A 21,693-nucleotide genomic window follows, 5' to 3' on the forward strand; every position below is an offset into this window, starting at 1 on the left:
CCCATGGGCGAGATGACCATCCGGCCCGAGGACACCCCCGTCGTCACCGACCAGCCGAGCGAGAGCGAGGTGCGCGCGCACCTGCCCGCCGGCGGGGGCCCCGCCGACCTGCGGATCACCGACTCCACGCTGCGCGACGGCTCGCACGCCATGCAGCACCAGTACACGGAGGAGCAGGTCCGCGGCGTCGTCCACGCGCTCGACACCGCCGGTGTGCAGGTCATCGAGGTCAGCCACGGCGACGGCCTCGGCGGGTCGAGCTTCAACTACGGCTTCTCCAAGGTCGAGGAGCTGCAGCTGATCCGGGCAGCCGTCGACGAGGCGACCCGGGCGCGCATCGCCGTGCTCATCCTCCCCGGGCTCGGGACGCTGCACGGCCTGCGGGCCGCGCACGACGCCGGCGCCTCGGTGGCGCGCGTGGCGACGCACTGCACCGAGGCCGACGTCTCGGTCCAGCACTTCGGCGCCGCCCGCGAGCTCGGCATGGAGACCGTCGGCTTCCTCATGCTCGCCCACAAGGCCAGCCCCCGGAAGCTCGCCGAGCAGGCCCGCACGATGGTCGACGCCGGCGCCCAGTGCGTCTACGTCGTCGACTCCGCCGGCGCCCTGGTCCTTGACACCGCCCAGCAGCGGATCGAGGCGGTCCTCGCCGAGGTCGGCGGGCAGGCCCAGGTCGGCTTCCACGGCCACCAGAACCTCTCGATGGGGGTGGCCAACTCGGTGCTCGCCTACCAGGCCGGAGCCCGGCAGATCGACGGCGCCCTGTGTGCCCTGGGCGCCGGGGCGGGCAACTCCCCCACCGAGGTGCTCGCCGCCACCTACGAGCGGATGGGCATCCGCACCGGCATCGACCTCGGCGAGGTGCTCTCGGCCGCCGAGGACGTCGTGCGGCCGTTCATCCCCCGCCTGCCGTGGATGGACCGGGCATCGATCACCCAGGGCTACGCCGGGGTGTACTCCAGCTTCCTCCTGCACGCCGAGCGGGCCGCCGAGCGCTACGGCGTGCCGGCCCACGCCATCCTCACCAAGGTCGGCGAGGCGGGGTACGTCGGCGGCCAGGAGGACATGATCATCGACATCGCCATCCAGCTGGCCGAGGAGCGCGAGCTCGAGCTCGAGCACGGCGACCTCGCGGGCGCGGGGGCGCGCTGATGGGCGGGCCCCCCGCGGGAGCCGCGCCGGCGAGCGGCTGGGACGTCGAGTCGGTCGCGACCGAGCTGCTCGCCTGCGAGGCCGAGCGCCGCGACCGGCCGCCGTTCACCGACGAGTGGCCGGGGCTCGACCTCGACACCGGGTACGCCGTGCGGGACCGCACCCTGGCACGACGTCTCGAGCGTGGCGAGCGCCTCGTCGGGGTCAAGCTCGGCCTGACGAGCCGGGCCAAGCAGCAGCGGATGGGCGTCGACACCCCGTTCGTCGCCTGGCTCACCGACGCGATGGTCCTGCCCGTCGGCGACGCCGTCCCCCGCCACCGCCTCATCCACCCGCGGGTCGAGCCGGAGATCGTCTTCGTCATGGGCGAGCGGCTCGAGGGGCCGGGGGTGAGCGCCGCGAGCGCGATGGCCGCCGTGGCGTCGGTGTGGGCCGGCGCGGAGGTCATCGACAGCCGCTACCGGGACTTCCGCTTCACCGCCGGGGACGTGGCCGCGGACAACGCCTCCTCGGGCGCCTTCGTCACCGGGCCGGTGGGCCTGCCACCGGCCGGGCTGGACCTCTCCCTCGAGGGGGTGCTCGTCGAGGTCGACGGCGAGGTCGTCGACTCGGCGACGGGTGCCGCCATCCAGGGGCACCCGGGTGAGGCGCTCGCGCTCGCCGCCAACGACCTCGCCCGGCGGGGCCATGCCATCGAGCCGGGCTGGGTCGTGCTCACCGGCGGGATGACCGACGCCGTCGACGCGCCCCCCGGGGTGTCGGTCGGGCTCCACTTCACCCACCTGGGCTCGGTGTGGCTGCGCGGCGGGGAGGGCTGAGCGATGCCCGTCATCGACGTCACCCTCGCCGAGGGCCGGGACCCCGAGGCGCTGCGGACCCTCGTCGACCGGCTCACCGACGCGGCGGTCGAGGCCCTCGACGTGCCGTGCGACTCGGTCCGGGTCATCCTCCGGGAGGTCCCGCCGACGCACTTCGCCGCGGGTGGGGTCACCCTCGCCGAGCGGGCAGCCGAACGGGCCGGCGAGCGGGACGCCGACCGCGCCGGCGAGCGGGACGCCGGGCCCCACCCCTCCCCGACAGCCACCGAACGACCGTCGGCGGCCCCGGCCGCCACCACGAAAGGCGGAGCCAGATGAGCGAGCGTCCCTTCTTCGGACACGTCATCGACGGCAAGGAGGTCGACTCCGACTCCGGCGAGCGGTTCACGAGCGTCAACCCGTGGACCCGCGAGGTCTGGGCCGACGTCGCGCTCGGCGGGGCCACCGAGGCCGACCTCGCGGTGACCGCCGCCCGGCGCGCCTTCGACGAGGGCCCGTGGCCGCGGATGGGCTACGCCCGGCGCCAGGAGCTGCTCGAGCGGCTCGCGGACCTCATGGAGGAGCACGCCGACGAGCTCGGCAGCGCCGACAGCCGCGACATGGGCAAGCCGCTCGCGCAGTGCCGCCACGACGTGGCCCGGGCGGCGTGGAACTTCCGGTTCTTCGCCGAGCACGCCAAGCTCTCCACCGGCGAGACCTACCCGATGGACTCCGGCCACCACGCCTACAGCCGCTTCGAGCCGGCCGGGGTCGTCGTCGCCATCGCCCCGTGGAACTTCCCGCTCATGCTCGAGACGTGGAAGGTCGCGCCGGCGCTGGCCTGGGGTAACACCGTGGTGCTCAAGCCGGCCGAGGACACCCCCGCCTCGGCGACCATCCTCGCCCGGCTCGCGGCCGAGGCCGACATCCCCGAGGGGGTGTTCAACGTCGTGCACGGGTACGGGCCCAACTCGGTGGGCTCGGCCCTCACCGAGGACCCGCGGGTGGACCGGATCACCTTCACCGGCGAGTCCGGCACCGGCCGGATCATCGGCCGGGCCGCGATGGCCAACCTCACCCCGGTGAGCCTGGAGATGGGCGGCAAGAACGCCAACATCGTCTTCGCCGACGCGGACCTGGACAACGCGGTGGACTGGTCGATCCAGTCGATCTTCCGCAACGCCGGCCAGATCTGCCTCTCGGGCTCGCGGCTGTACGTGGAGCGGGCGGCGTACGACACCTTCCTGGAGAAGTTCGTCGCCAAGGCCGAGGCCATGAAGTTCGGCGACCCGCTCGACCCCGAGACCGAGTTCGGGCCGCTGGCCTCGCAGGAGCACTTCGAGAAGGTCAAGGGCTACATCGACACCGTGGAGTCCGAGGGCGGCCGGATGGCCACCGGCGGGCTCGGCGACGGCTGGTTCGTCAAGCCGACGGTGCTCGTCGACATGCCGCCGACGAGCAGGCACGTGTGCGAGGAGATCTTCGGCCCGGTGGTCGTCATCACCGCGTTCGACTCCGAGGAGGAGGTGGTCGCGCTCGCCAACGACAGCGAGTACGGCCTGGACGCGCAGCTGTTCACCGAGAACCTCTCGCGGGCGCACCGCGTGGCCGAGCGGCTGCGGGTCGGCACCGTCTGGGTCAACTGCTTCTTCATCCGCGACCTGCGCGCCCCCTTCGGTGGGGTGGGCAGCTCGGGCATCGGGCGCGAGGGCGGCAGCTTCAGCCGGGAGTTCTTCACCGAGCCCAAGGCCGTCGTCATGCAGATCGACCGCTGACGTCGTCGGGGCGGTGGCGGTGTCCTGCCGAGAGGGCGTCACGGCGCGCGCCCGGCAGGACGCGGCGCTCCCCGAGGGGCGGATGTCGGCCGGCACACCGACACTGGAGCGATGACCGCACGCTGCTCCGTCGTCCCGCCCTACGTCCTCGAGGCGCTCGCCGCCTCCGGTGACCCCCGCCTGCAGGCGCACGCCACCGCGACGCTCGACGTCGACTCGGCGCTGCGCCGCGGGCGGGTCAGCGCCGAGACCCGGGCCGGTGACGCCGTCCTGCCCCAGCTCGAGCCCGGCACCGACGCCGGGCCGGTGCGGGCGGTCTACGACGCCGAGACGGGCACGAGCCTGCCGGGTGAGCTCGTGCGCTCCGAGGGCGACCCGCCCACCGGAGACACCGCCGTCACCGAGGCCTACGACGGGCTCGGGGCGACGTGGCAGCTGTGGCAGGAGGCCTACGGGCGCACCTCGCTGGACGACCACGGGCTGCCGCTGCTCGCGACCGTCCACTACGGCAGCGACTACGACAACGCCTTCTGGGACGGCACCCAGATGGTCTTCGGCGACGGTGACGGCGTGGTCTTCCTCGGCTTCACCCGCAGCGTCGACGTCATCGGGCACGAGCTCGCCCACGGCGTCACCCAGTACACCTCGGGGCTGAACTACCAGGGCCAGTCGGGCGCGCTCAACGAGTCGGTGTCCGACGTGTTCGGGGTGCTCGTCAAGCAGCACCTGCTCGGGCAGAGCGCGCAGGAGGCCGACTGGCTCGTCGGGGCCGAGCTGCTCGGGCCCGGGGTCGACGGCGTGGCGCTGCGCTCGATGGCGGCACCGGGCACCGCCTACGACGACCCCCGGCTCGGCACCGACCCGCAGCCGGCGCACATGAGCGACTACGTCGACACCGCCGAGGACAGCGGCGGGGTGCACATCAACTCGGGCATCCCGAACAAGGCCTTCCACGACCTGGCGGTGGCCCTCGGCGGCCACGCCTGGGAGGTCGCCGGGCAGATCTGGTACGACACCGTGACCGGCGACATCCGCGCCGACTGCGACTTCGCGACCTTCGCCGGGCTCACCGTGGCGGCCGCCGCGGCGCGCCACGGCGAGGCCTCGCCGCAGGAGGAGGCGGTGCGCGCCGCGTGGGAGGGCGTCGGGATCACGGTGGGCGAGGGCACGCCGGGAGACGACGCCGGTGACCAGGCGCCCGAGAGCCCCGCGCCCGGGGCGCCAGCCCCCGGGCCGACGCCGCCGGCCGACACCGAGGTCGAGGTCTTCCGCACCGGGGGGCTGGCCGGGCTGACCCGGCGGCGGACCGTCGCCCTGCACGAGCTGCCCGAGCCGGACACCCGGGCCTGGCAGGAGCTGCTGGCCACCGACCGCCTCCAGCAGGAGGCGGCGGCGGTCGGGCGGGACTACCCGGACGCCTACTGCTACGGCGTGCGCTGCACCCGGCCCACGCTCGACGTCCAGGTGCCCGAGCCGGTGCTCACCGAGGAGCTGCGTGCCCTGCTCGAGCGCACGCTCGGCGGCGGGACGGGTGGCGCCGCAGGCTGAGCCAGCGGCGTGCCGAGGCCTGGGCCGCCCGGGTGCGGCGCGCCCGGGCGGCGCCCACCTCGCGACGAGCCCGGCGCAGGCCGCTCAGCGCCGCTGGGAGCCCCGGTCACGTGTGGGGAGTCGAGGGCCACCCCCGCGATCCGCCACAACCGGCGCCACGGGCCTCCCAGCGGGTGGTCTGAGCGTGCCGACCGGTAAGATGGACACCGACAGCGCGCCCCCGGGTGTCCCGCCCGTGGGCGCGCGCCGTGAGCCGCTGCGGCGCCCTGCGCGTGGCGGCACCGACGAAGGAGACCCGTGGCCGACCAGCCCGACACCCCCGACGTTCCGCCCGTGGACCCCGCCGCGGCCCCGCAGCCGCACGACCCCGCCGTCCCGGCCTACGACGCGTCGGCGATCACCGTCCTCGAGGGGCTCGAGGCGGTCCGCAAGCGGCCCGGCATGTACATCGGCTCCACCGGCGAGCGCGGCCTGCACCACCTCGTCTGGGAGATCGTCGACAACGCCGTCGACGAGGCCCTCGCCGGCTTCGCCGACACCATCGAGGTCATCCTCATGGAGGACGGCGCCGTGCGGGTCAAGGACAACGGACGCGGCATCCCCACCGACATCCACCCCACCGAGGGGGTGAGCGCCGTCGAGCTCGTCCTGACCCAGCTGCACGCCGGCGGCAAGTTCGGCGGCGCCGGGTACAAGGTCTCCGGCGGTCTGCACGGCGTCGGCTCCTCGGTCGTCAACGCGCTCTCGACCCGGCTCGACGTCTGCGTGCGCCAGCAGGGCCACGCGCACCGGATGTCCTTCGACCACGGCGTGCCCACCGGGCCGCTGCGCCGGGAGGAGGAGACCGACCGCACCGGCACGACGATCACCTTCTGGGCGAGCCCGGAGATCTTCGAGACCACCGAGTACGACTACGAGACGATCCGCTCCCGCTTCCAGCAGACGGCCTTCCTCAACAAGGGCCTGACGATCAGCCTCACCGACGAGCGCGTCCAGCACGACGACGAGCCCGACCTCGACGGGGTCGACGCCGACGTCGCCGAGGTCGAGGACACCGAGGAGGTCGAGGCCGGCGGCGAGGCACGCGTGACCCAGGCCCGCTCGGTCACCTACCGCTACGACGGCGGCCTCGTCGACTACGTCGACCACCTCGTCGGGAGCAAGAAGGCCGACCCGGTGCACGCCGAGGTCATCGACATCGAGGTCGAGGACGAGGCGCGCAGCCTCTCGCTCGAGCTGGCCATGCAGTGGACCACCGCCTACAGCGAGTCGGTGCACTCCTACGCCAACACGGTCAACACCCACGAGGGCGGCACCCACGAGGAGGGCTTCCGCGCGGCGCTGACCAAGCTGGTCAACGACTTCGCCCGCCGGCAGAACCTCCTGAAGGACAAGGACGACAACCTCACCGGCGAGGACGTGCGCGAGGGGCTGACGGCGGTCATCTCGGTCAAGCTCGGCGAGCCGCAGTTCGAGGGGCAGACCAAGACCAAGCTCGGCAACTCCGAGGTCAAGGGCTTCGTCCAGCGGGCGATGACCGACGAGTTCGGGCACTGGCTGGAGACCCACCCGAGTGAGGGCAAGGAGATCGTCCGCAAGGCGGTCCAGGCCGCGACGGCGCGGATGGCGGCCCGCAAGGCCCGCGAGGCCACCCGCAAGCGGGTGCTCGAGTCCGGCGGGCTGCCCGGCAAGCTGCGCGACTGCCAGGCCAAGGACCCGGCGGTCTCGGAGGTGTTCATCGTCGAGGGCGACTCCGCCGGTGGCTCCGCGGTGCGTGGGCGCAACCCGCACACCCAGGCGATCCTCCCGATCCGCGGCAAGATCCTCAACGTCGAGAAGGCCCGCCTGGACAAGATCCTCGCCAACACCGAGGTCCAGGCGCTGATCAGCGCGTTCGGGACCGGCATCGGCGAGGACTTCGACATCGACAAGGCGCGCTACCACAAGATCGTGCTCATGGCCGACGCCGACGTCGACGGCATGCACATCCGCACGCTGCTGCTCACGCTGCTCTTCCGGTTCATGAAGCCGCTCATCGAGGCCGGCTACGTCTACCTCGCGCAGCCGCCGCTGTACCGGATCAAGTGGAGCAACGCCACGCACGAGTTCGCCTTCACCGACCGCGAGCGCGACGCCCTCGTCGCACAGGGCCAGGGCAAGGGGCGCCGGCTGCCCAAGGACAACCCCATCCAGCGCTACAAGGGCCTCGGCGAGATGGACTACCAGGAGCTGTGGGAGACCACGATGGACCCCGACCAGCGGGTGCTCCTCCAGGTCACCCTCGACGACGCCGCGGCCGCCGACGAGATCTTCTCGGTGCTCATGGGCGAGGACGTCGAGAGCCGGCGCAGCTTCATCCAGCGCAACGCCCGCGACGTCCGCTTCCTCGACATCTGATGCCTCCACTTTCCCTCCGGATGCCGGAACCTTCAGCGACCTGCCCCTTGTACGAGGCCGTTCGCTGAAGGTTGCGGCAGGACGGCCGACGCCGCCGCCGCCGCGCCCCCGGCCCCCCAACCCGCAGACCCACCTGACGAAGGACCCCGATGAGCGAGCAGCCCCCCGTGACGACCGACCGCACGGAGCCGATCGACCTCAACGCCGAGATGCAGCGCTCGTACATCGAGTACGCGATGTCGGTCATCGTCTCCCGGGCGCTGCCCGACGTGCGCGACGGCCTCAAGCCGGTCCACCGCCGGGTGCTCTACGCGATGTACGACGGCGGCTACCGCCCCGACCGCGGGTTCAACAAGTGCTCCCGCGTCGTCGGCGACGTCATGGGCCAGTACCACCCGCACGGCGACAGCGCCATCTACGACGCCCTCGTGCGGCTCGTCCAGGACTGGGCGATGCGCTACCCGCTCGTCCAGGGCCAGGGCAACTTCGGCTCCCCCGGTGACGACCCGGCCGCCGCGCCGCGGTACACCGAGTGCCGGATGGCGCCGCTGTCGATGGAGATGGTCCGCGACATCGAGCAGGAGACCGTCGACTTCACCCCGAACTACGACGGCAAGACCCTCGAGCCGTCGGTGCTGCCGAGCCGCTTCCCCAACCTGCTCGTCAACGGTAGCGCGGGCATCGCGGTCGGGATGGCGACGCAGATCCCGCCGCACAACCTGCGCGAGGTCGCGGCCGCCGCCGAGTGGGTGCTGCGCCACCCGGAGGCCACCCGCGAGGAGACCCTCGAGGCGGTCATGCGGGCCATCCCCGGGCCGGACTTCCCGACCGGCGCGCTCATCATGGGCCACCGCGGCATCGAGGACGCCTACCGCACCGGGCGCGGCTCGGTCATCATGCGCGCGGTCGTCGAGGTGGAGGAGATCCAGGGCCGGCAGTGCCTCGTGGTCACCGAGCTGCCCTACCAGGTCAACCCGGACAGCCTCGCGCAGAAGATCGCCGAGCACGTCAAGGACGGCCGGCTCGCCGGCATCGCCGACATCCGCGACGAGACCTCCGGCCGCACCGGCCAGCGGCTCGTCATCGTCCTCAAGCGCGACGCCGTTGCCAAGGTCGTCCTCAACAACCTCTTCAAGCACACCCAGCTGCAGACGACGTTCGGCGCGAACATGCTCGCCCTCGTCGACGGCGTGCCGCGCACCCTGCCGCTCGACGCGTTCATCCGGTACTGGGTCGAGCACCAGGTCGACGTCATCCAGCGGCGTACCGCCTACCGGCTGCGCAAGGCCGAGGAGGAGATCCACATCCTCCGCGGCTACCTCAAGGCGCTCGACCAGCTCGACGAGGTCATCGCGCTCATCCGGCGCAGCCCGACCGTCGAGGAGGCCCGCAACGGGCTCATCGAGCTGCTGGAGATCGACGAGATCCAGGCGCGCGCCATCCTCGACCTCCAGCTGCGCCGGCTGGCGGCGTTGGAGCGCCAGCGGATCATCGACGACCACGACAAGCTGCAGGCCCAGATCGAGGACTACCGCGACATCCTCGCCACCCCGGAGCGCCAGCGCGACATCGTCTCCGAGGAGCTCGGCGAGCTCGTCGCGAAGTGGGGCGACGAGCGCCGCACGACGATCATGCCGACCGACGGCGACATGTCGATGGAGGACCTCATCCCCGAGGAGGACGTCGTCGTGACGATCACCCGGGGCGGGTACGCCAAGCGCACCCGGGTGGACGCCTACCGCTCGCAGCGGCGCGGCGGCAAGGGCGTGCGCGGTGCGGCGCTGCGCGGCGAGGACATGGTCGGGCACTTCTTCACGACGACCTCGCACCACTGGCTGCTGTTCTTCACCAACCTCGGGCGGGTCTACCGGGCCAAGGCCTACGAGCTGCCCGACGCCGGGCGCGACGGCAAGGGCCAGCACGTGGCCAACCTCATGGCCTTCCAGCCGGGCGAGGAGATCGCCCAGGTGCTCGCGGTGCGCTCCTACGAGGACGCCTCCTACCTGCTGCTCGCCACCCGCGCCGGGCTGGTGAAGAAGACCCGGCTGGCCGAGTACGACAGCCCCCGCACCGGCGGCCTCATCGCCGTCAACCTGCGCGAGGGCGACGAGCTCGTCGGGGTGGGCCTGGTCGAGGCCGAGGACGACCTGCTCCTCGTCTCGCGCAAGGGGCAGTCGGTGCGCTTCCACGCCGACGACGCGACGCTGCGCCCGATGGGGCGGGCGACCTCGGGCGTCACGGGGATGAAGTTCCGCCCCGGCGACGAGCTGCTGTCGATGTCGGTCGTGCGGGCCGGGGAGGACCCCGACCTCTTCGTCGTCTTCGAGTCCGGGCTGGCCAAGCGCTCGAAGGCCTCGGAGTGGAACGTCAAGGGCCGCGCGATCCTCGGGGTCGCGGTGGCCAAGCTCTCGGACAAGGGCGGCGACCTCGTCGGCGCGCTCACCGTCGACGAGCACGACGAGGTCCTCGTCGTGTTCGAGAAGGGCAACATCGTCCGCTCCCGGGTCGACGAGGTGCGCCTGACCGGGCGCAACACGATGGGTGTGCAGTTCGCCAAGCCGGGGCCCGGCGACGCGATCGTCGCGGTGACCCGCAACCCGGAGAAGGAGGTCGAGGAGGCCGTCGAGGCGGTCGAGGCGGCCAGTGGTGAGGCGGATGCGGAGCCGGCCGACGCGGCGGGTGCGGCACCGACGGCGGCGCAGGCCGGTGTCGAGACCGGCGGCGTTGATGTCGCAGGCCGCACCGGGGATGCCGTACCGTCGGAGGGTGAGCAGGACGACGAGCCCGACGCCGCGTCCGACCGAGGAGGCCGTGAGTGAGCACCGCTGACAGCGCGGGGCGCCCCGTGCGCTCCTCCACGCCCGCGCGACGCTCGAGCGGCAACGCGTCGGCCGCGCGCGGCGCGGCCACCGAGACCAGCGCGCTGCGCCAGGCCGACGCCGGCACCTCGGCGCGCGAGGCCACCCGGCCGGTCCCGACCGGGCGCTCAGGCGAGGCCGCCACGTCCACCACGGCCACGGCCCCCGCCAAGAGCGCGGCCCCGGCCCAGCCCGCGACCCGGGACGAGCCCCGGGCCAGCGAGCGTCCGGTCACCCAGCAGGCGCCGCGCCCGGCCGCGGTCGCCACCCGGCCGGCATCGGCCCGTCGGGTGCGGCTGACCGTCTCGCGCATCGACCCGTGGTCGGCGATGAAGATCTCGTTCCTGCTGTCGGTCGCGCTCGGCATCGCGCTCGTCGTGGCGACGGTCGTGCTGTGGACCGTGCTCGACGCCATGGGCGTGTTCGACCAGGTCAACGGCGTCATCGGCCAGGTCATCCAGGACGGCGGGACCGAGTTCGACATCCTCGACTTCGTCGGGTTCACCCGCGTGGTGTCGCTGTCGATCGTCATCGGGGTCGTCGACGTCATCCTCATGACGGCCATCGCGACCCTCGCGGCGTTCCTCTACAACGTCTCCTCGGCGCTCGTCGGCGGCGTACAGCTCACCCTCACCGACGACTGACGAGAGCCTGCCGACCGGCGCCTTCCGCCGGTCGCTCCCGTTTTGGGGCGCGGCTGCGCGGTGGGGTAATCTCGTGCACCGCGCCTCCCTCGCCGGGGGCGCGACGCCGGTCGGCGACGGGCCTATAGCTCAGACGGTTAGAGCGCTTCCCTGATAAGGAAGAGGTCACAGGTTCAAGTCCTGTTAGGCCCACCATTCCGACCATCCCGAGCTCCAGGTGGTGTCCGTCCGTGAAGAAGCTCCTTCTCCTGATCGCCTCGGCCGCCGGCGCGCTGGCGGTCACCAAGCAGATCCGCGACAAGCAGGCCGAGAACCGCCTGTGGGCCGAGGCCACCGACAGCCCCCAGGGCTGAGCTCACCCCCCCGCCCGGCGCACTCGTGCCGCCGGTCGGCTCGGGGCCATGGCGCAACTGGTAGCGCACCTGCTTTGCAAGCAGGGGGTTAGGGGTTCGAGTCCCCTTGGCTCCACCGCAGGTCAGAGGCCCTTCGCGAGGTTCGCGACGGGCCTCCGATGCGTCCGTACCCCACCGAAGCATGGCGGCCGCCGCTGCGGACGCGCGACTAGGTGAACGGGTAAGGCCGCGGCCCCAGTGGACGTCTGCCAGCCCACCCGCGGATCCTGGCGGCCAGCGATGGGGGTGCATAGAGTGCTGCTCGTGACTTCGACGACAAGTGGGTCTGTGGCCTTCGATGCACTGCGCGAGGCATTGGAGAAGGACGCGAACCTGCGCGGTGAGCTGGAGGCGGCTCTTGACCTAAACGTGCGCCGGGTAAATCCAACGGACCGCGCTAACCGCTTTGGCTCTGGCGCTGCAGTCGAGTGGATCCTTGCGGCCGCCGCCTACGCCGCCAAGGTCCTCACGATTCCTGGCGGCCACAATGCCGACGGGTTCGATCTCAAGGACCTCCGCGAGGACGCGCGAGGGCTCTGGTCAGTCAAGAACACCACCCAGCGCTCCGACTTCCGATTGACCAACGGAATCGGCGGAGCGGGAGCGGGCTTCACCGACCCCGTGGTCTTCCTCTCACCAGCACTCCCGGGCATCACCTACATCGACCCTCAGATGCACCAAGAGGTCGCGCATCGGGTCGAAGTGAAGTCGGACGCCACGATCCTGAAATTCCGCATCGTGGAGGAGCACGCACGACGACGCCCCGAGTGTGTCGCCGTGTGCCGGATGCCTAGCAACCCGGGCACCGGACAGGACGATCCATGGATGGACTACGTCGAGAGCCTCCTCAGTGCCGACAGATTCCCTCAGCTCTCCCGTCTGTTCGCCGCGTCGAAGCCGACCCGCGGCACGCTGACTTCCGAACTGCGGGAGCTCGTCGCCCAGCGGGAGGCGGGCAATATCTCACGCGAGCAGTTCGACGCCTTGGTCGCGCGCCTTGGCGTGTAGCTCCCTCAGCTGGCGGCTGCGGTCGAGGCTTCGCCGCTTCGACTCGCCTCAAACTCGCGTGCGCAGGGAGAGACGGCGTCGCCGACAGGGTTGAGCTTGGCCCCGAGCACGCTCTTGACGAGCTTTTTGGGCAGGTCTGCGCGGTTGTCCTCGACGTGGGTGCGGAAGACGTGCCAGGCCGCTCCTATGGCGACACCGTTGCCGACCTGCTTGTACGAGGCGGCGACCCGCTGCTCGCCGAAGGAGAAGGACCGAGGAAGGCCCTGTAGACGAGCGGCCTCGTGCGGCGTGATCCGCCGTCCACGCGAGCCGATGATCGATGTCTGCGTGATAGCCACCAGCGCAGGAAGGTACGTCGGCGCCTTCGCGCGGATCCCGGACGGCCGGAAGTGCATCACGGTTTCCCATAGGGAGGGTGTGTCCTGGGCCTGCCACTCGAGCTTGCGCCGCGACTCAGGGAATCCGTCGAAGTCACGATGGCGCTTTCGCCATGCTTCGATGATGTGTCGGTGCTCGTCGTAGAAGCGTGCGTTCTTCACGAGGAAGTCGGCCTTCCACTTTGGCTGTGCTTCGACCAAGAGGTGGTCGAGGTCCCGCTCGGGCATCCAGGCGTCAGCCCAGAGTGGGAAGCCGGGCAGGCGCGTGCCTCGCTCCTCCCAGACTGTCTTGACGAGGTCGTCCCAGACCTCGATCCAGCGGACCTCGTCGTCGGCCAGCCGATATCGGCCGAGGTCGGTGACTGTGGCGTCGTCGTCGAGGACCCACTCAACGTTCCAGTCGTGGACGTTCCAGCCACCAACCGGCTCCCGGACGACGGTGGGTGGCACGCGCGTCTCCCGCAGCGCGCGTTGAGGACCCACGAAGGTTCCCAGAATGAAGACGCGGTCCCGGATCTGCGGGGTCCCGCCCAGGGAGGGTGGAAGAAGATGCGGTGAGAACACCGATGGCACCGATGACACGCGGTAGCCGATCTCGCGCAACGTCTGGACGATGACTTCCCACTCGTGGGCATGTCGAGGGCCAGCGATGTTGCGCACGTTCTCTAGAAGGACAACGGCCGGCTTCCGCTCCTCAAGGATGCGAGCGATGTTCCAAAAGAGCGTTCCACGCGCCTCGTCCATGCCCCGTTGGAAGCCCGACTTAGAGAAGGGCTGACACGGGAATCCGGCCGCCAGGACGTCGTGCGGTGGGACGTCGACCTCACCTTCGTCAGGGGTCGCAAGGGTGATGTCAGTGTTGACGACTGGCCGTTGAGCGTTGGGGAGCGGGTCCACCCAGTTGCGGAGGTACGTCTGGCGGGCCTCACGGTCGATCTCTGAGACGTAGACACAGCGGCCGCCGGCGTGGTCGAGCATCGCGTGAAACCCACCAATCCCCGCGAACAGGTCCACATACCTGAAGGAGGCCGAATCCTTCGACATACCAGAAAGCTTAGCTGAACCATCAGCTAAGTCAAGCTGGGGCGCGCACTGGTTGAACTGGAGTGGCAGCACGTCCGTCATCGGGCACAGTCCTCTGGTCATGCGCATCCAGCAGGGTCGACCCGATGCGCTCTAGCGAAGCATCACTTCGCCAGAGGTACTCCATCAGAAGGGGCAGACAGGGTCGGGCGTGGTCCCGGATGAACCGGCCCCTGTGGGTTGAGGAGGGCGTGAGCCACCGCCTGAGGGTCACCACGGACCTGGCACTCCCAGACCCGCACGACGCGCCATCCGGCGTCCTGAGCGAGCCGGGTGGACCGCCGGTCACGCTCGGCGTTACGGAGCATCTTCTCGGCCCAGAGTTTCGCGTTGGGTCCCGTCCATGGCGTCTTGCGGCCGTGCTCCGGACACCCGTGCCAGAAGCATCCGTCGACGAAGACCGCGACGCGACGAGAAGGCAGGACGAAGTCGGGGGTGCAGCCCTTGGCCAGCTGTCGATGCAGCCTGAACCGGCCCCCAGCCGCATGGACCGCCCGCCGGAGCAAGATCTCGGGGGTCGTGTTCACCTTGCGGCGACCCGCGAGATGGGCGCCTGCCTCAGTGCTGACCCAGCGCTCCGCCACCCGTCCAACCTACGACCAAGAGGACCCGCGGGACGTGAGGGATGACGCGCAGGCACTCAGCTCGCATGACCTCGACCGGCATTCGACCGGCGCGCACCGGCTGGGACACCGGCAAGGACTCCACGAGCCGCATGCGGGAGTCCACCGCCACGCCGCGCCGATACCCCCACCGACCCACCAGCGTGGTCCCGCGCCACGGCGCCAGGGCCCGGTCGTATGCGTCGAGGTTGCACTCACACGAGGGGTACCACAGCAGCGTCCCCGCCGCCACGGACGTCAGCGCCGCCCCTCACGAGGGGCATGTGGTCGCCCCACGGTCCTTCTCCTCACGGGGTCTCACCCTAGAGGCACCCTCGCCGTGGCGCGCGCAGATCCAGGGGAACCGGCGGGCGCCCAAAACGTAACTTATCGGTTACGCTTCACCCATGGACGGAGTTCGGGCGATCGCCGACCCCGTGCGGCGCGAGATCCTCGAGCTGCTGCGCGAGGCTCCGCTGCCGGCGGGGGCGGTGGCTGAGCACTTCGCTATCAGCCGCCCCGCCGTCAGCCGACACCTGCGCGTCCTCCTCGAGTGCGGCGTCGTCGAGGTGGCCACCGAAGGCCGCCGGCGGGTCTACGCCCTGCGCCCGGCGCCGTTGGCGGAGGTCGCCGGCTACCTCCGCCGCCTCATCGGCCCGGCACCGCAGCGCGGCCCGGCACCGCGGGTCGGTCTCGACGCGCTCGCCACCGAGGTCGCCCGCACCCGGCGCGAGCGTCGGGCAGCCGGGCCCATGACGACCCGGTCTGGCGCCTCGGCGGGGCCCGCGACCAGGAGGGACTCGGCGTGAGCACACCACACCCGACCGGCCGGCTCGTCGAGGGGCGAGAGGGGCTCGACCTCGTCGTGACCCGCACGTTGCCGGGCTCGCTCCAGGACGCGTGGGAGAGCCTCACCGACCCCGAGCGCACGGCACGCTGGATGGGCCGCTGGAAGGGGACCGGCGCGCCCGGCGAGACGATCCGCGTGCAGATGGCCTTCGAGGAGGGGGCGCCGTGGATGGAGGTCCGGGTCACCCAGTGCGACCCGCCCCACCGGCTGCGGGTGGTCACGCTCTCCGAGCACGCCCCGTGGGACCTCTCCTTCGAGCTGACCGGCGCCGGGGACCGCTGTGAGCTCCGCTTCGTGCACCACGGGGTCGCGCCGGCGGAGGTCGGTGAGGTCGGCCCGGGCTGGGAGTACTACCTCGACCGGCTCCTCGCGGCCGCCACCGACGGCCCTCAGCCGAGCTGGGAGGACTACCCCGACGCCCAGCGCGCGTACTACGAGCAGCAGCTGGGCTGAGCCCAGGCCGGCACCCCACCGCCGTCGCCGCAACCTCTCCTGCCGCCGGGCCGGCCCACCGGCGCCGAGCGGCCCTGCGAGGTCGTTGCGCTGTCAAATTTATCCCGCGGGGTGGAATGGTTCGGGCGAAGCATTCCCCAATCGGAGGGCACCCGGCTAAGGTCGTCGAGTGACTCCAGCAGGGGCCTGACAAGGGCGGAGTCGACTGGGCCAGCGTTCCGGGCCGTAACGCGGACACGTGGATGGTGCATTGCGCCGTCCCTCTCTCCGGGCCGGGCGCGACCCACCGAAACTCCCTGCGCGCGAACGATGTCGTCGCGCCCCGGGCGGTCCGGTCAGCAGGGGGCCTGACCGCCCGGTAACGAACGGCGCCGGCCGCACCCGATGAGGATGCGGCCGGCGTCGTGCGTCGTGGCGGGCGTGGCCCGCGCGGGGTCAGCTCTTCTGCGAGCCCGACCCTTCGTCGCCGCTCGTGTCGGAGGCGGAGCCCGATGCCTCGTCGAGGTTGGGCGTCGAGAGGTCCGACCCCTCCGAGGTCCCCGTCGTCGACGGGACCTCCGCGTCGCCGGCGTTGGCGTCGTTCCACGTCGCCGTGCCCTTGTCCGCCTCGGCCCCGGCGGCGGCCTTGGCCTCCTGGGCCTTGCTCGCCGCGGCCTTCTTCGTCGTGGCGGCCTTCTTCGTGGCCTTGGCCTTGGTCTCCGAGGCCCGGGTCGAGGCGCTCTCGGCGGCCTCGGCGGCCTTCTCGCGCACCTCGCCGGCCTTCTCCTTGACCGCCTCGGTCGCCTCGCTCACCCGGGCCGAGGCCGACGGGGGCGGGGTGTAGGAGCCGGCGCTGGCCCAGGGGTCGGGGCGCTCGGTGCTCTTGCGGTACGCCATGACCGCGGCACCGGCGGCCACCCCACCGAGCAGCAGGATCCAGCGGCCCTTGCTGCGCGGCTTCTTGGCCTTCGCGTCGCCCTTGAGGACGGCGTAGGCGTCCGGTGCGCGCTCGGCCGCCTCGGCCGCCTGCTCGCGCGCGGTGGCGGCGCTCGCGGCGATCGCCGTCAGTGCGGCCATCACCTTGGGGAGCACGTCGTCGGCGAAGGTCTCCTTGGCCTGCTCCACCCGCGGTGCGAGCGCCTCGAGGGCCTCCTCGGCCCGCTCGCGCGCCACCTCGGCGGCGTCCTGGGCGCGCTCGCGACCCTCGCGCACCTTCGGCCCGACGACCTCGGCGTAGTCGTGCGCCCTCCCCCGGGCGTCGTCGTAGCGCGACGCCGCCTCCTTGCGGGCCTTCGCCGACCTCTTGCGGAGGTCCTTGGCCTCCGCCCGACCCCGCTTGCGCAGGTCGTGGGCCTGGTCCGCGGCCCGGTCAGCGGCGTCCCGCGAGGCCGCGCTCACCCGGTCGGCCGCGTCGGTGACGGCGTCGACCGCCTGGTCGGTCCTGCTCTTGCTGCGGAACACGAGTCCTCCTCGATGTGTGGACGTCTGCCCCCATCCTGCCCTGTTTCCGCTGATCCGGGCACATCAGGGGGCATCCGGATGCTCGTGACCCGCCCCACCGTCCCTCGCGCGCCCCCGTGAGAGGATCGAGGGCATGAAGGCAACGCTGCACACGAACCACGGCCCGATCGTCGTCGAGCTCTTCCCCGACGAGGCACCCAAGACGGTGAAGAACTTCGTCGGCCTCGCCACCGGCGAGCAGGAGTACACCGACGACGCCGGCCGCACCAACCCGACGCCGTTCTACGACGGACTCGTCTTCCACCGGATCATCCCCAACTTCATGATCCAGGGCGGCTGCCCCCTCGGGAAGGGCATGGGCGGGCCCGGGTACACCTTCGACGACGAGATCCACCCGGACAAGCAGTTCGACCGCCCCTACCTGCTCGCGATGGCCAACGCCGGCACCCGGGGTGGCAAGGGCACCAACGGCTCGCAGTTCTTCATCACCGTCGCCCCGACGACCTGGCTCAACGGCAAGCACACGATCTTCGGTGAGGTCGCCGACGGCGCCAGCCGCGAGGTCGTCGACGCGCTCGCCGCCGTCCAGACCGGGTCGATGGACCGCCCGGTCGAGGACGTCGTCATCGAGCGCGTCGAGATCGAGGACTGACCCGCCCGGCCCCACCCCCGGGAGACCGCCGTGGCCGCGCAGCCGCCGATCCCCCCGTCCACCCCGGACCCCGGTACGCCCGGCTCCGGGCAGGTGCCCGTCTGCCCGCGCCACCCCGACCGTGAGTCCTACGTCCGCTGCCAGCGCTGCGGCCGGCCGGCCTGCCCCGAGTGCCAGCGGCCGGCCGCCGTCGGCATCCAGTGCGTCGACTGCGTCCGCGAGGGCGCGCGGACCGTCCGTCAGGGCCGCACCGTCTTCGGCGGGGCGCCCACCGACGGCCGGCCGCTCGTGACGATGTGGGTCATCGGCATCTGCGTGGTCGTCTTCGTCCTCCAGCAGCTCGTCCCCGGCCTCACGGGGCGGATCTCCTTCGTCCCGGTGCTCGGTGACTCCCAGCCGTGGCGCTTCCTCAGCTCCGGCTTCGCCCACGGTGGGCTCACCCACATCGCGTTCAACATGTACGCCCTGTGGGTGATGGGCCAGTACCTCGAGCCGCTGCTCGGCCGTGCCCGCTTCGCCGCCCTCTACCTGCTCAGCGCGGTCGGGGGCTCGGTCGGGCTGCTCCTGCTCGCATCGCCGCAGACCGTGCCCGAGTGCCTCGTCACCCGGGGCGCGTGGTGCACCTCGGCGGTGGGCGCGTCCGGCGCGGTCTTCGGGCTGTTCGGCGCTTTCCTCGTCCTCCAGCGCCGGCTCGGCCGTTCGGCGGCGGGGATGTACGTCGTCATCGGCCTCAACGCCGTCATCGGGTTCGTCCTGCCGAACATCGCCTGGCAGGCCCATCTCGGCGGGCTCGTCACCGGTGCGGCCGCGGCCGGCATCGTCGGCTACCTCGGCGGCAGGCGCTCCCCCGCGGAGCAGCCGAGACGGACGGTGCACTGGCTGGGCCTCGGCGCGCTGCTCGCCCTGCTCGTCGTCCTCGCGGTGGCCAAGTACGCGCTCGCGTGAGCACCCGGGCCGGCCACCGGCCCCGACGGCTGTGGGTTACACGGGTGTCATTCGTCCCCAGTGTGGACAACCCCTGTGGACAACCCGCCCGGCCCGGGACGGCCGAACCCCGGCGGTCAGCGCCAGCGGGTCGTCATGAGGAAGCCGGAGAGCATGAGGGCGAAGCCGGCGGCGAGGTTCCACCGGCCGATCTGCGGCACGGGGAGCTCGTGGGTGCCGGAGATGTAGTACGTGACCACCCAGAGCAGGCCGAGCACCATGAGCGCGACCATGAGGGGCGCGAACCACCGTGGGTTGGGTCCCTGCGCGGCGGCGCGCGCGGTACGCGGCGGCGTGTAGGCGGCCTTCTTGCGACCCTTGGACTCGGGCACGTCAGCTCCTCCGGTTCGTTCAGACTCGTGCCCTAGCGTAAGGGCGGTCGCGCCGAGAGAGGGGAGCCAGGTGGTGGGGACGCACGCCGGCCGGGTCGAGCGACCCTCGCCGTGGCCCTGGCTCGTCCCCGTCGCGGCCCTCGTCGCGGGCGCCCTGTTCGCCTCGAGCGTGCGCGCGTCGCACGGTGAGGACCTGCGCGCGGACTACGCCCGCCTGCCCGACCTCATCCGCGAGCAGACCCAGACCAACGCCGAGCGGGCCGCCGAGGTCGACCGCCTGCGCGCCCAGGTCGACGACGCCACGGCGGCCCTCGCGCCCGGCGACCTGACCACCCAGCGGCTGGAGCGGCAGGCGGCCGAGATCTCCGCGCTCGCCGGGCGCACCGAGGTGCGCGGGCCGGCGCTCGAGGTGACGCTCACCGACGCCCAGCTGCCCGGTGGTGAGGTGCCGGCCGGCGCCGACCCGGACGACTACGTCATCCACCAGCAGGACGTCCAGGCGGTCGTCAACGCCCTGTGGGCGGGCGGAGCCGAGGCGATGATGCTCCAGGACCAGCGCGTGGTGTCCACCTCCGCGGTGCGCTGCGTCGGCAACACCCTCATCCTCCAGGGCCGGGTCTACTCCCCGCCGTACGTCGTCACCGCCATCGGCGACCCCACGGCCCTCCAGGCCAGCCTCGAGGCCGACGACGACGTCGACCTCATCCGCCAGTACGCCGTCGCCTTCGGGCTCGGCTACGACGTCGAGGACGTCGGCGAGCAGACCTTCCCCGCCTACTCCGGCACCATCACGCCCGAGCACGCCGAGGTGGCCCGGTGACCCGGCGGCTCGTCGGGTGGACCGGCGAGCTGCTCATCACCGCCGGCGTCGTCGTCCTGCTCTTCATCGCCTGGCAGCTGTGGTGGACCGACATCACCGCCGAGCGCAACCAGCGCCAGCTGGTCCAGGCGCTGGGCGACCAGTTCGCCGGCGACGGCCGGGGCACGGTCGGTGGCGACGCCTTCCCCGAGCTCGACTCCGAGCACGCCTTCGCCGTGCTGCGCGTCCCCCGCTTCGGCGCCGACTTCGCCCAGCCCGTCATCGAGGGGGTGGAGGCGTCCGTGCTCAGCCTCGGGGTGGGTCACTACGAGGGGACGGCGCGGCCCGGCGCGGTCGGCAACTTCGCGGTCGCCGGCCACCGCACGACCTACGGGCGGCCGTTCCACGACATCGACACCCTCGTGCGCGGCGACCGGCTCATCGTCGAGACCAAACCGACGATCTACGTCTACGAGGTCACCGGGCACGAGATCGTCCGGCCGTGGCAGACCGAGGTCATCGCCCCCGTCCCGGACGAGCCGGACACCCGGGCGACCCGCGCGCTCATCACGCTGACGTCGTGCCACCCGAAGTACAGCGCGACCTACCGCTACATCGTCCACGGCCGCCTCGTGAAGACCATCCCCCGCGCCGAGTGGCACCTCGCGGACTGGACCACGGTGAAGGGGTAGCGATGTACGCAGCTCTCTGGCGGATCCTGCCCGGCCCGGTGTGGGCGAAGGTGCTGCAGTGCCTCGTCCTCGCCGCGCTCGCCGTCGTCGTCCTCTTCCACTGGGTCTTCCCGGCGCTCGCCGAGGCCGTCCCGTTCAACGGCAACACCGTGGACTGAGTCGCCACCGGCGCCCGGGCGCGGGCACCATGGGGGGATGACCCGGGTCCTCGTCGTCGACAACTACGACAGCTTCGTGTTCACGATCGTCGGCTACCTCGAGCAGCTCGGCGCCGAGTGCGAGGTGGTGCGCAACGACGCCGTGGCCCCCGCCGACGCGGCAGAGTTCGACGGCGTCCTCGTCTCCCCCGGGCCGGGCACCCCAGAGGAGGCCGGCGTCTCGATGGCGATGATCGAGGCCTGCGCCGAGCGGGAGCAGCCGATGATGGGGGTCTGCCTCGGCCACCAGGCGCTCGCCGTCGTCATGGGCGCCACCGTCGACCGGGCGCCCGAGCTGCTCCACGGGAAGACCTCGCGGGTCCACCACGACGGCACGGGCGTGCTCGCCGGGGTGCCGGAGCCGTTCACCGCCACCCGCTACCACTCGCTGACCATCGACCCGGCGACGATGCCGGACACCCTCGTGGCCAACGGGAGCACCGGGTCCGGGGTGATCATGGCCGTCCGGCACACGACGCTGCCGCTGCACGGGGTGCAGTTCCACCCCGAGTCGGTGCTCACCGAGGGCGGCCACCTCATGCTCGCCAACTGGCTGCACGAGGCCGGGATGGCCGACGCGCTCGAGCGGGCCGACGGGCTCTCACCCCTGGTGCGCGACGCCGCCGGCGTTGCCCGGATGGTCGCCGCCGGCTGACGCCGC

Annotated in this window: 22 protein-coding genes and 2 tRNA genes; 20 read left to right on the forward strand and 4 right to left on the reverse strand. The window is 72.0% G+C overall.

The genetic code is table 11. The features are described from left to right. The first annotated feature begins 3 nt into the window (after window positions 1-3). The 12 genes from dmpG (at window position 4) to G8D98_RS08010 (ending at window position 12,571) form a co-directional block, all read left to right on the forward strand. Window positions 4-1,152: a 4-hydroxy-2-oxovalerate aldolase gene (gene dmpG, locus G8D98_RS07960; protein WP_166101396.1), complete on the forward strand. Its 1,149-nt coding sequence runs from the start codon at window positions 4-6 to the stop codon at window positions 1,150-1,152. Then, window positions 1,152-1,970 carry a 2-keto-4-pentenoate hydratase gene (locus tag G8D98_RS07965; RefSeq protein WP_166101399.1) on the forward strand — a complete coding sequence of 273 codons (819 nt, stop codon included), beginning with the start codon at window positions 1,152-1,154 and terminating at the stop codon, window positions 1,968-1,970. The genes dmpG and G8D98_RS07965 overlap by 1 nt, the downstream gene beginning before the upstream one ends. 3 nt (window positions 1,971-1,973) lie before the next feature. Next, window positions 1,974-2,288, forward strand: a complete 315-nt coding sequence (locus G8D98_RS07970) for a tautomerase family protein (protein ID WP_166101402.1) — start codon at window positions 1,974-1,976, stop codon at window positions 2,286-2,288. After that, window positions 2,285-3,724 (forward strand): aldehyde dehydrogenase, encoded by a 1,440-nt coding sequence (locus G8D98_RS07975; RefSeq protein WP_166101405.1) that lies wholly within the window; start codon window positions 2,285-2,287, stop codon window positions 3,722-3,724. The genes G8D98_RS07970 and G8D98_RS07975 overlap by 4 nt, the downstream gene beginning before the upstream one ends. 111 nt (window positions 3,725-3,835) lie before the next feature. Then, on the forward strand, window positions 3,836-5,272 hold the full coding sequence (locus tag G8D98_RS07980; RefSeq protein ID WP_166101407.1) for a protealysin inhibitor emfourin: 1,437 nt from the start codon (window positions 3,836-3,838) through the stop codon (window positions 5,270-5,272). Between the two features lie 297 nt (window positions 5,273-5,569). Then, on the forward strand, window positions 5,570-7,669 hold the full coding sequence (gyrB, locus tag G8D98_RS07985; protein WP_166101409.1) for a DNA topoisomerase (ATP-hydrolyzing) subunit B: 2,100 nt from the start codon (window positions 5,570-5,572) through the stop codon (window positions 7,667-7,669). Between the two features lie 149 nt (window positions 7,670-7,818). Then, window positions 7,819-10,488 (forward strand): DNA gyrase subunit A, encoded by a 2,670-nt coding sequence (gyrA, locus tag G8D98_RS07990; protein WP_166101412.1) that lies wholly within the window; start codon window positions 7,819-7,821, stop codon window positions 10,486-10,488. Next, window positions 10,485-11,171: a DUF3566 domain-containing protein gene (locus G8D98_RS07995; protein ID WP_229661900.1), complete on the forward strand. Its 687-nt coding sequence runs from the start codon at window positions 10,485-10,487 to the stop codon at window positions 11,169-11,171. The genes gyrA and G8D98_RS07995 overlap by 4 nt, the downstream gene beginning before the upstream one ends. A gap of 118 nt (window positions 11,172-11,289) precedes the next feature. Then, window positions 11,290-11,366 (forward strand) — tRNA-Ile (locus tag G8D98_RS08000). Between the two features lie 35 nt (window positions 11,367-11,401). Beyond that, a complete protein-coding gene (locus G8D98_RS15440) occupies window positions 11,402-11,524 on the forward strand; it encodes a DLW-39 family protein (protein WP_223179070.1) in 123 nt (40 codons plus the stop codon). A gap of 42 nt (window positions 11,525-11,566) precedes the next feature. After that, window positions 11,567-11,639: transfer RNA gene (locus tag G8D98_RS08005), tRNA-Ala, on the forward strand. A gap of 188 nt (window positions 11,640-11,827) precedes the next feature. Continuing rightward, complete coding sequence (locus tag G8D98_RS08010; RefSeq protein ID WP_166101414.1) at window positions 11,828-12,571, forward strand: hypothetical protein; 744 nt, start codon at window positions 11,828-11,830, stop codon at window positions 12,569-12,571. 5 nt (window positions 12,572-12,576) lie between these two features. Here G8D98_RS08010 and G8D98_RS08015 read toward each other — a convergent pair whose 3' ends face one another. Continuing rightward, window positions 12,577-14,073: a DNA cytosine methyltransferase gene (locus G8D98_RS08015; RefSeq protein ID WP_166101416.1), complete on the reverse strand. Its 1,497-nt coding sequence runs from the start codon at window positions 14,071-14,073 to the stop codon at window positions 12,577-12,579. 62 nt (window positions 14,074-14,135) lie between these two features. Further along, complete coding sequence (locus tag G8D98_RS15680; RefSeq protein ID WP_166101418.1) at window positions 14,136-14,615, reverse strand: very short patch repair endonuclease; 480 nt, start codon at window positions 14,613-14,615, stop codon at window positions 14,136-14,138. A 425-nt stretch (window positions 14,616-15,040) separates the two neighbouring features. Between G8D98_RS15680 and G8D98_RS08025 the strand changes: the two genes are divergently transcribed. After that, on the forward strand, window positions 15,041-15,442 hold the full coding sequence (locus tag G8D98_RS08025; RefSeq protein ID WP_166101420.1) for an ArsR/SmtB family transcription factor: 402 nt from the start codon (window positions 15,041-15,043) through the stop codon (window positions 15,440-15,442). Beyond that, window positions 15,439-15,936 carry an SRPBCC family protein gene (locus G8D98_RS08030; protein ID WP_166101422.1) on the forward strand — a complete coding sequence of 166 codons (498 nt, stop codon included), beginning with the start codon at window positions 15,439-15,441 and terminating at the stop codon, window positions 15,934-15,936. The genes G8D98_RS08025 and G8D98_RS08030 overlap by 4 nt, the downstream gene beginning before the upstream one ends. A 435-nt stretch (window positions 15,937-16,371) precedes the next feature. On the opposite strand, the gene G8D98_RS08035 is transcribed toward G8D98_RS08030, so the two are convergent. Next, complete coding sequence (locus G8D98_RS08035) at window positions 16,372-17,376, reverse strand: hypothetical protein (protein WP_166101424.1); 1,005 nt, start codon at window positions 17,374-17,376, stop codon at window positions 16,372-16,374. Between the two features lie 133 nt (window positions 17,377-17,509). Between G8D98_RS08035 and G8D98_RS08040 the strand changes: the two genes are divergently transcribed. Together G8D98_RS08040 and G8D98_RS08045 are read left to right on the forward strand one after the other, a co-directional pair. Further along, complete coding sequence (locus tag G8D98_RS08040) at window positions 17,510-18,028, forward strand: peptidylprolyl isomerase (RefSeq protein WP_166101427.1); 519 nt, start codon at window positions 17,510-17,512, stop codon at window positions 18,026-18,028. Window positions 18,029-18,058: 30 nt separating this feature from the next. Then, window positions 18,059-18,973, forward strand: coding sequence for a rhomboid family intramembrane serine protease (locus G8D98_RS08045; protein ID WP_229661901.1), 915 nt, complete (start codon window positions 18,059-18,061; stop codon window positions 18,971-18,973). A gap of 116 nt (window positions 18,974-19,089) precedes the next feature. On the opposite strand, the gene G8D98_RS08050 is transcribed toward G8D98_RS08045, so the two are convergent. Further along, complete coding sequence (locus G8D98_RS08050; RefSeq protein ID WP_166101429.1) at window positions 19,090-19,344, reverse strand: cell division protein CrgA; 255 nt, start codon at window positions 19,342-19,344, stop codon at window positions 19,090-19,092. Window positions 19,345-19,414: 70 nt separating this feature from the next. Here G8D98_RS08050 and G8D98_RS08055 point away from each other — a divergent pair, with 70 nt between their 5' ends. The 4 genes from G8D98_RS08055 to G8D98_RS08070 are packed head-to-tail and all read left to right on the forward strand — an operon-like array spanning window position 19,415 to window position 21,687. Next, on the forward strand, window positions 19,415-20,164 hold the full coding sequence (locus tag G8D98_RS08055; RefSeq protein WP_166101431.1) for a DUF881 domain-containing protein: 750 nt from the start codon (window positions 19,415-19,417) through the stop codon (window positions 20,162-20,164). Beyond that, a complete protein-coding gene (locus tag G8D98_RS08060; RefSeq protein WP_229661902.1) occupies window positions 20,161-20,835 on the forward strand; it encodes a class E sortase in 675 nt (224 codons plus the stop codon). Before G8D98_RS08055 ends, G8D98_RS08060 begins: the two co-directional genes overlap by 4 nt. A 2-nt stretch (window positions 20,836-20,837) precedes the next feature. Further along, window positions 20,838-20,993, forward strand: coding sequence for a hypothetical protein (locus G8D98_RS08065; protein WP_166101434.1), 156 nt, complete (start codon window positions 20,838-20,840; stop codon window positions 20,991-20,993). Between the two features lie 37 nt (window positions 20,994-21,030). Beyond that, the gene (locus G8D98_RS08070; RefSeq protein WP_166101436.1) at window positions 21,031-21,687 is read left to right on the forward strand and encodes an aminodeoxychorismate/anthranilate synthase component II; all 657 of its coding nucleotides are present in this window, start codon (window positions 21,031-21,033) and stop codon (window positions 21,685-21,687) included. The last annotated feature ends 6 nt before the right edge of the window (window positions 21,688-21,693 follow it).

The organism is Phycicoccus endophyticus (assembly GCF_011326735.1).
Lineage (GTDB): Bacteria > Actinomycetota > Actinomycetes > Actinomycetales > Dermatophilaceae > Phycicoccus > Phycicoccus endophyticus.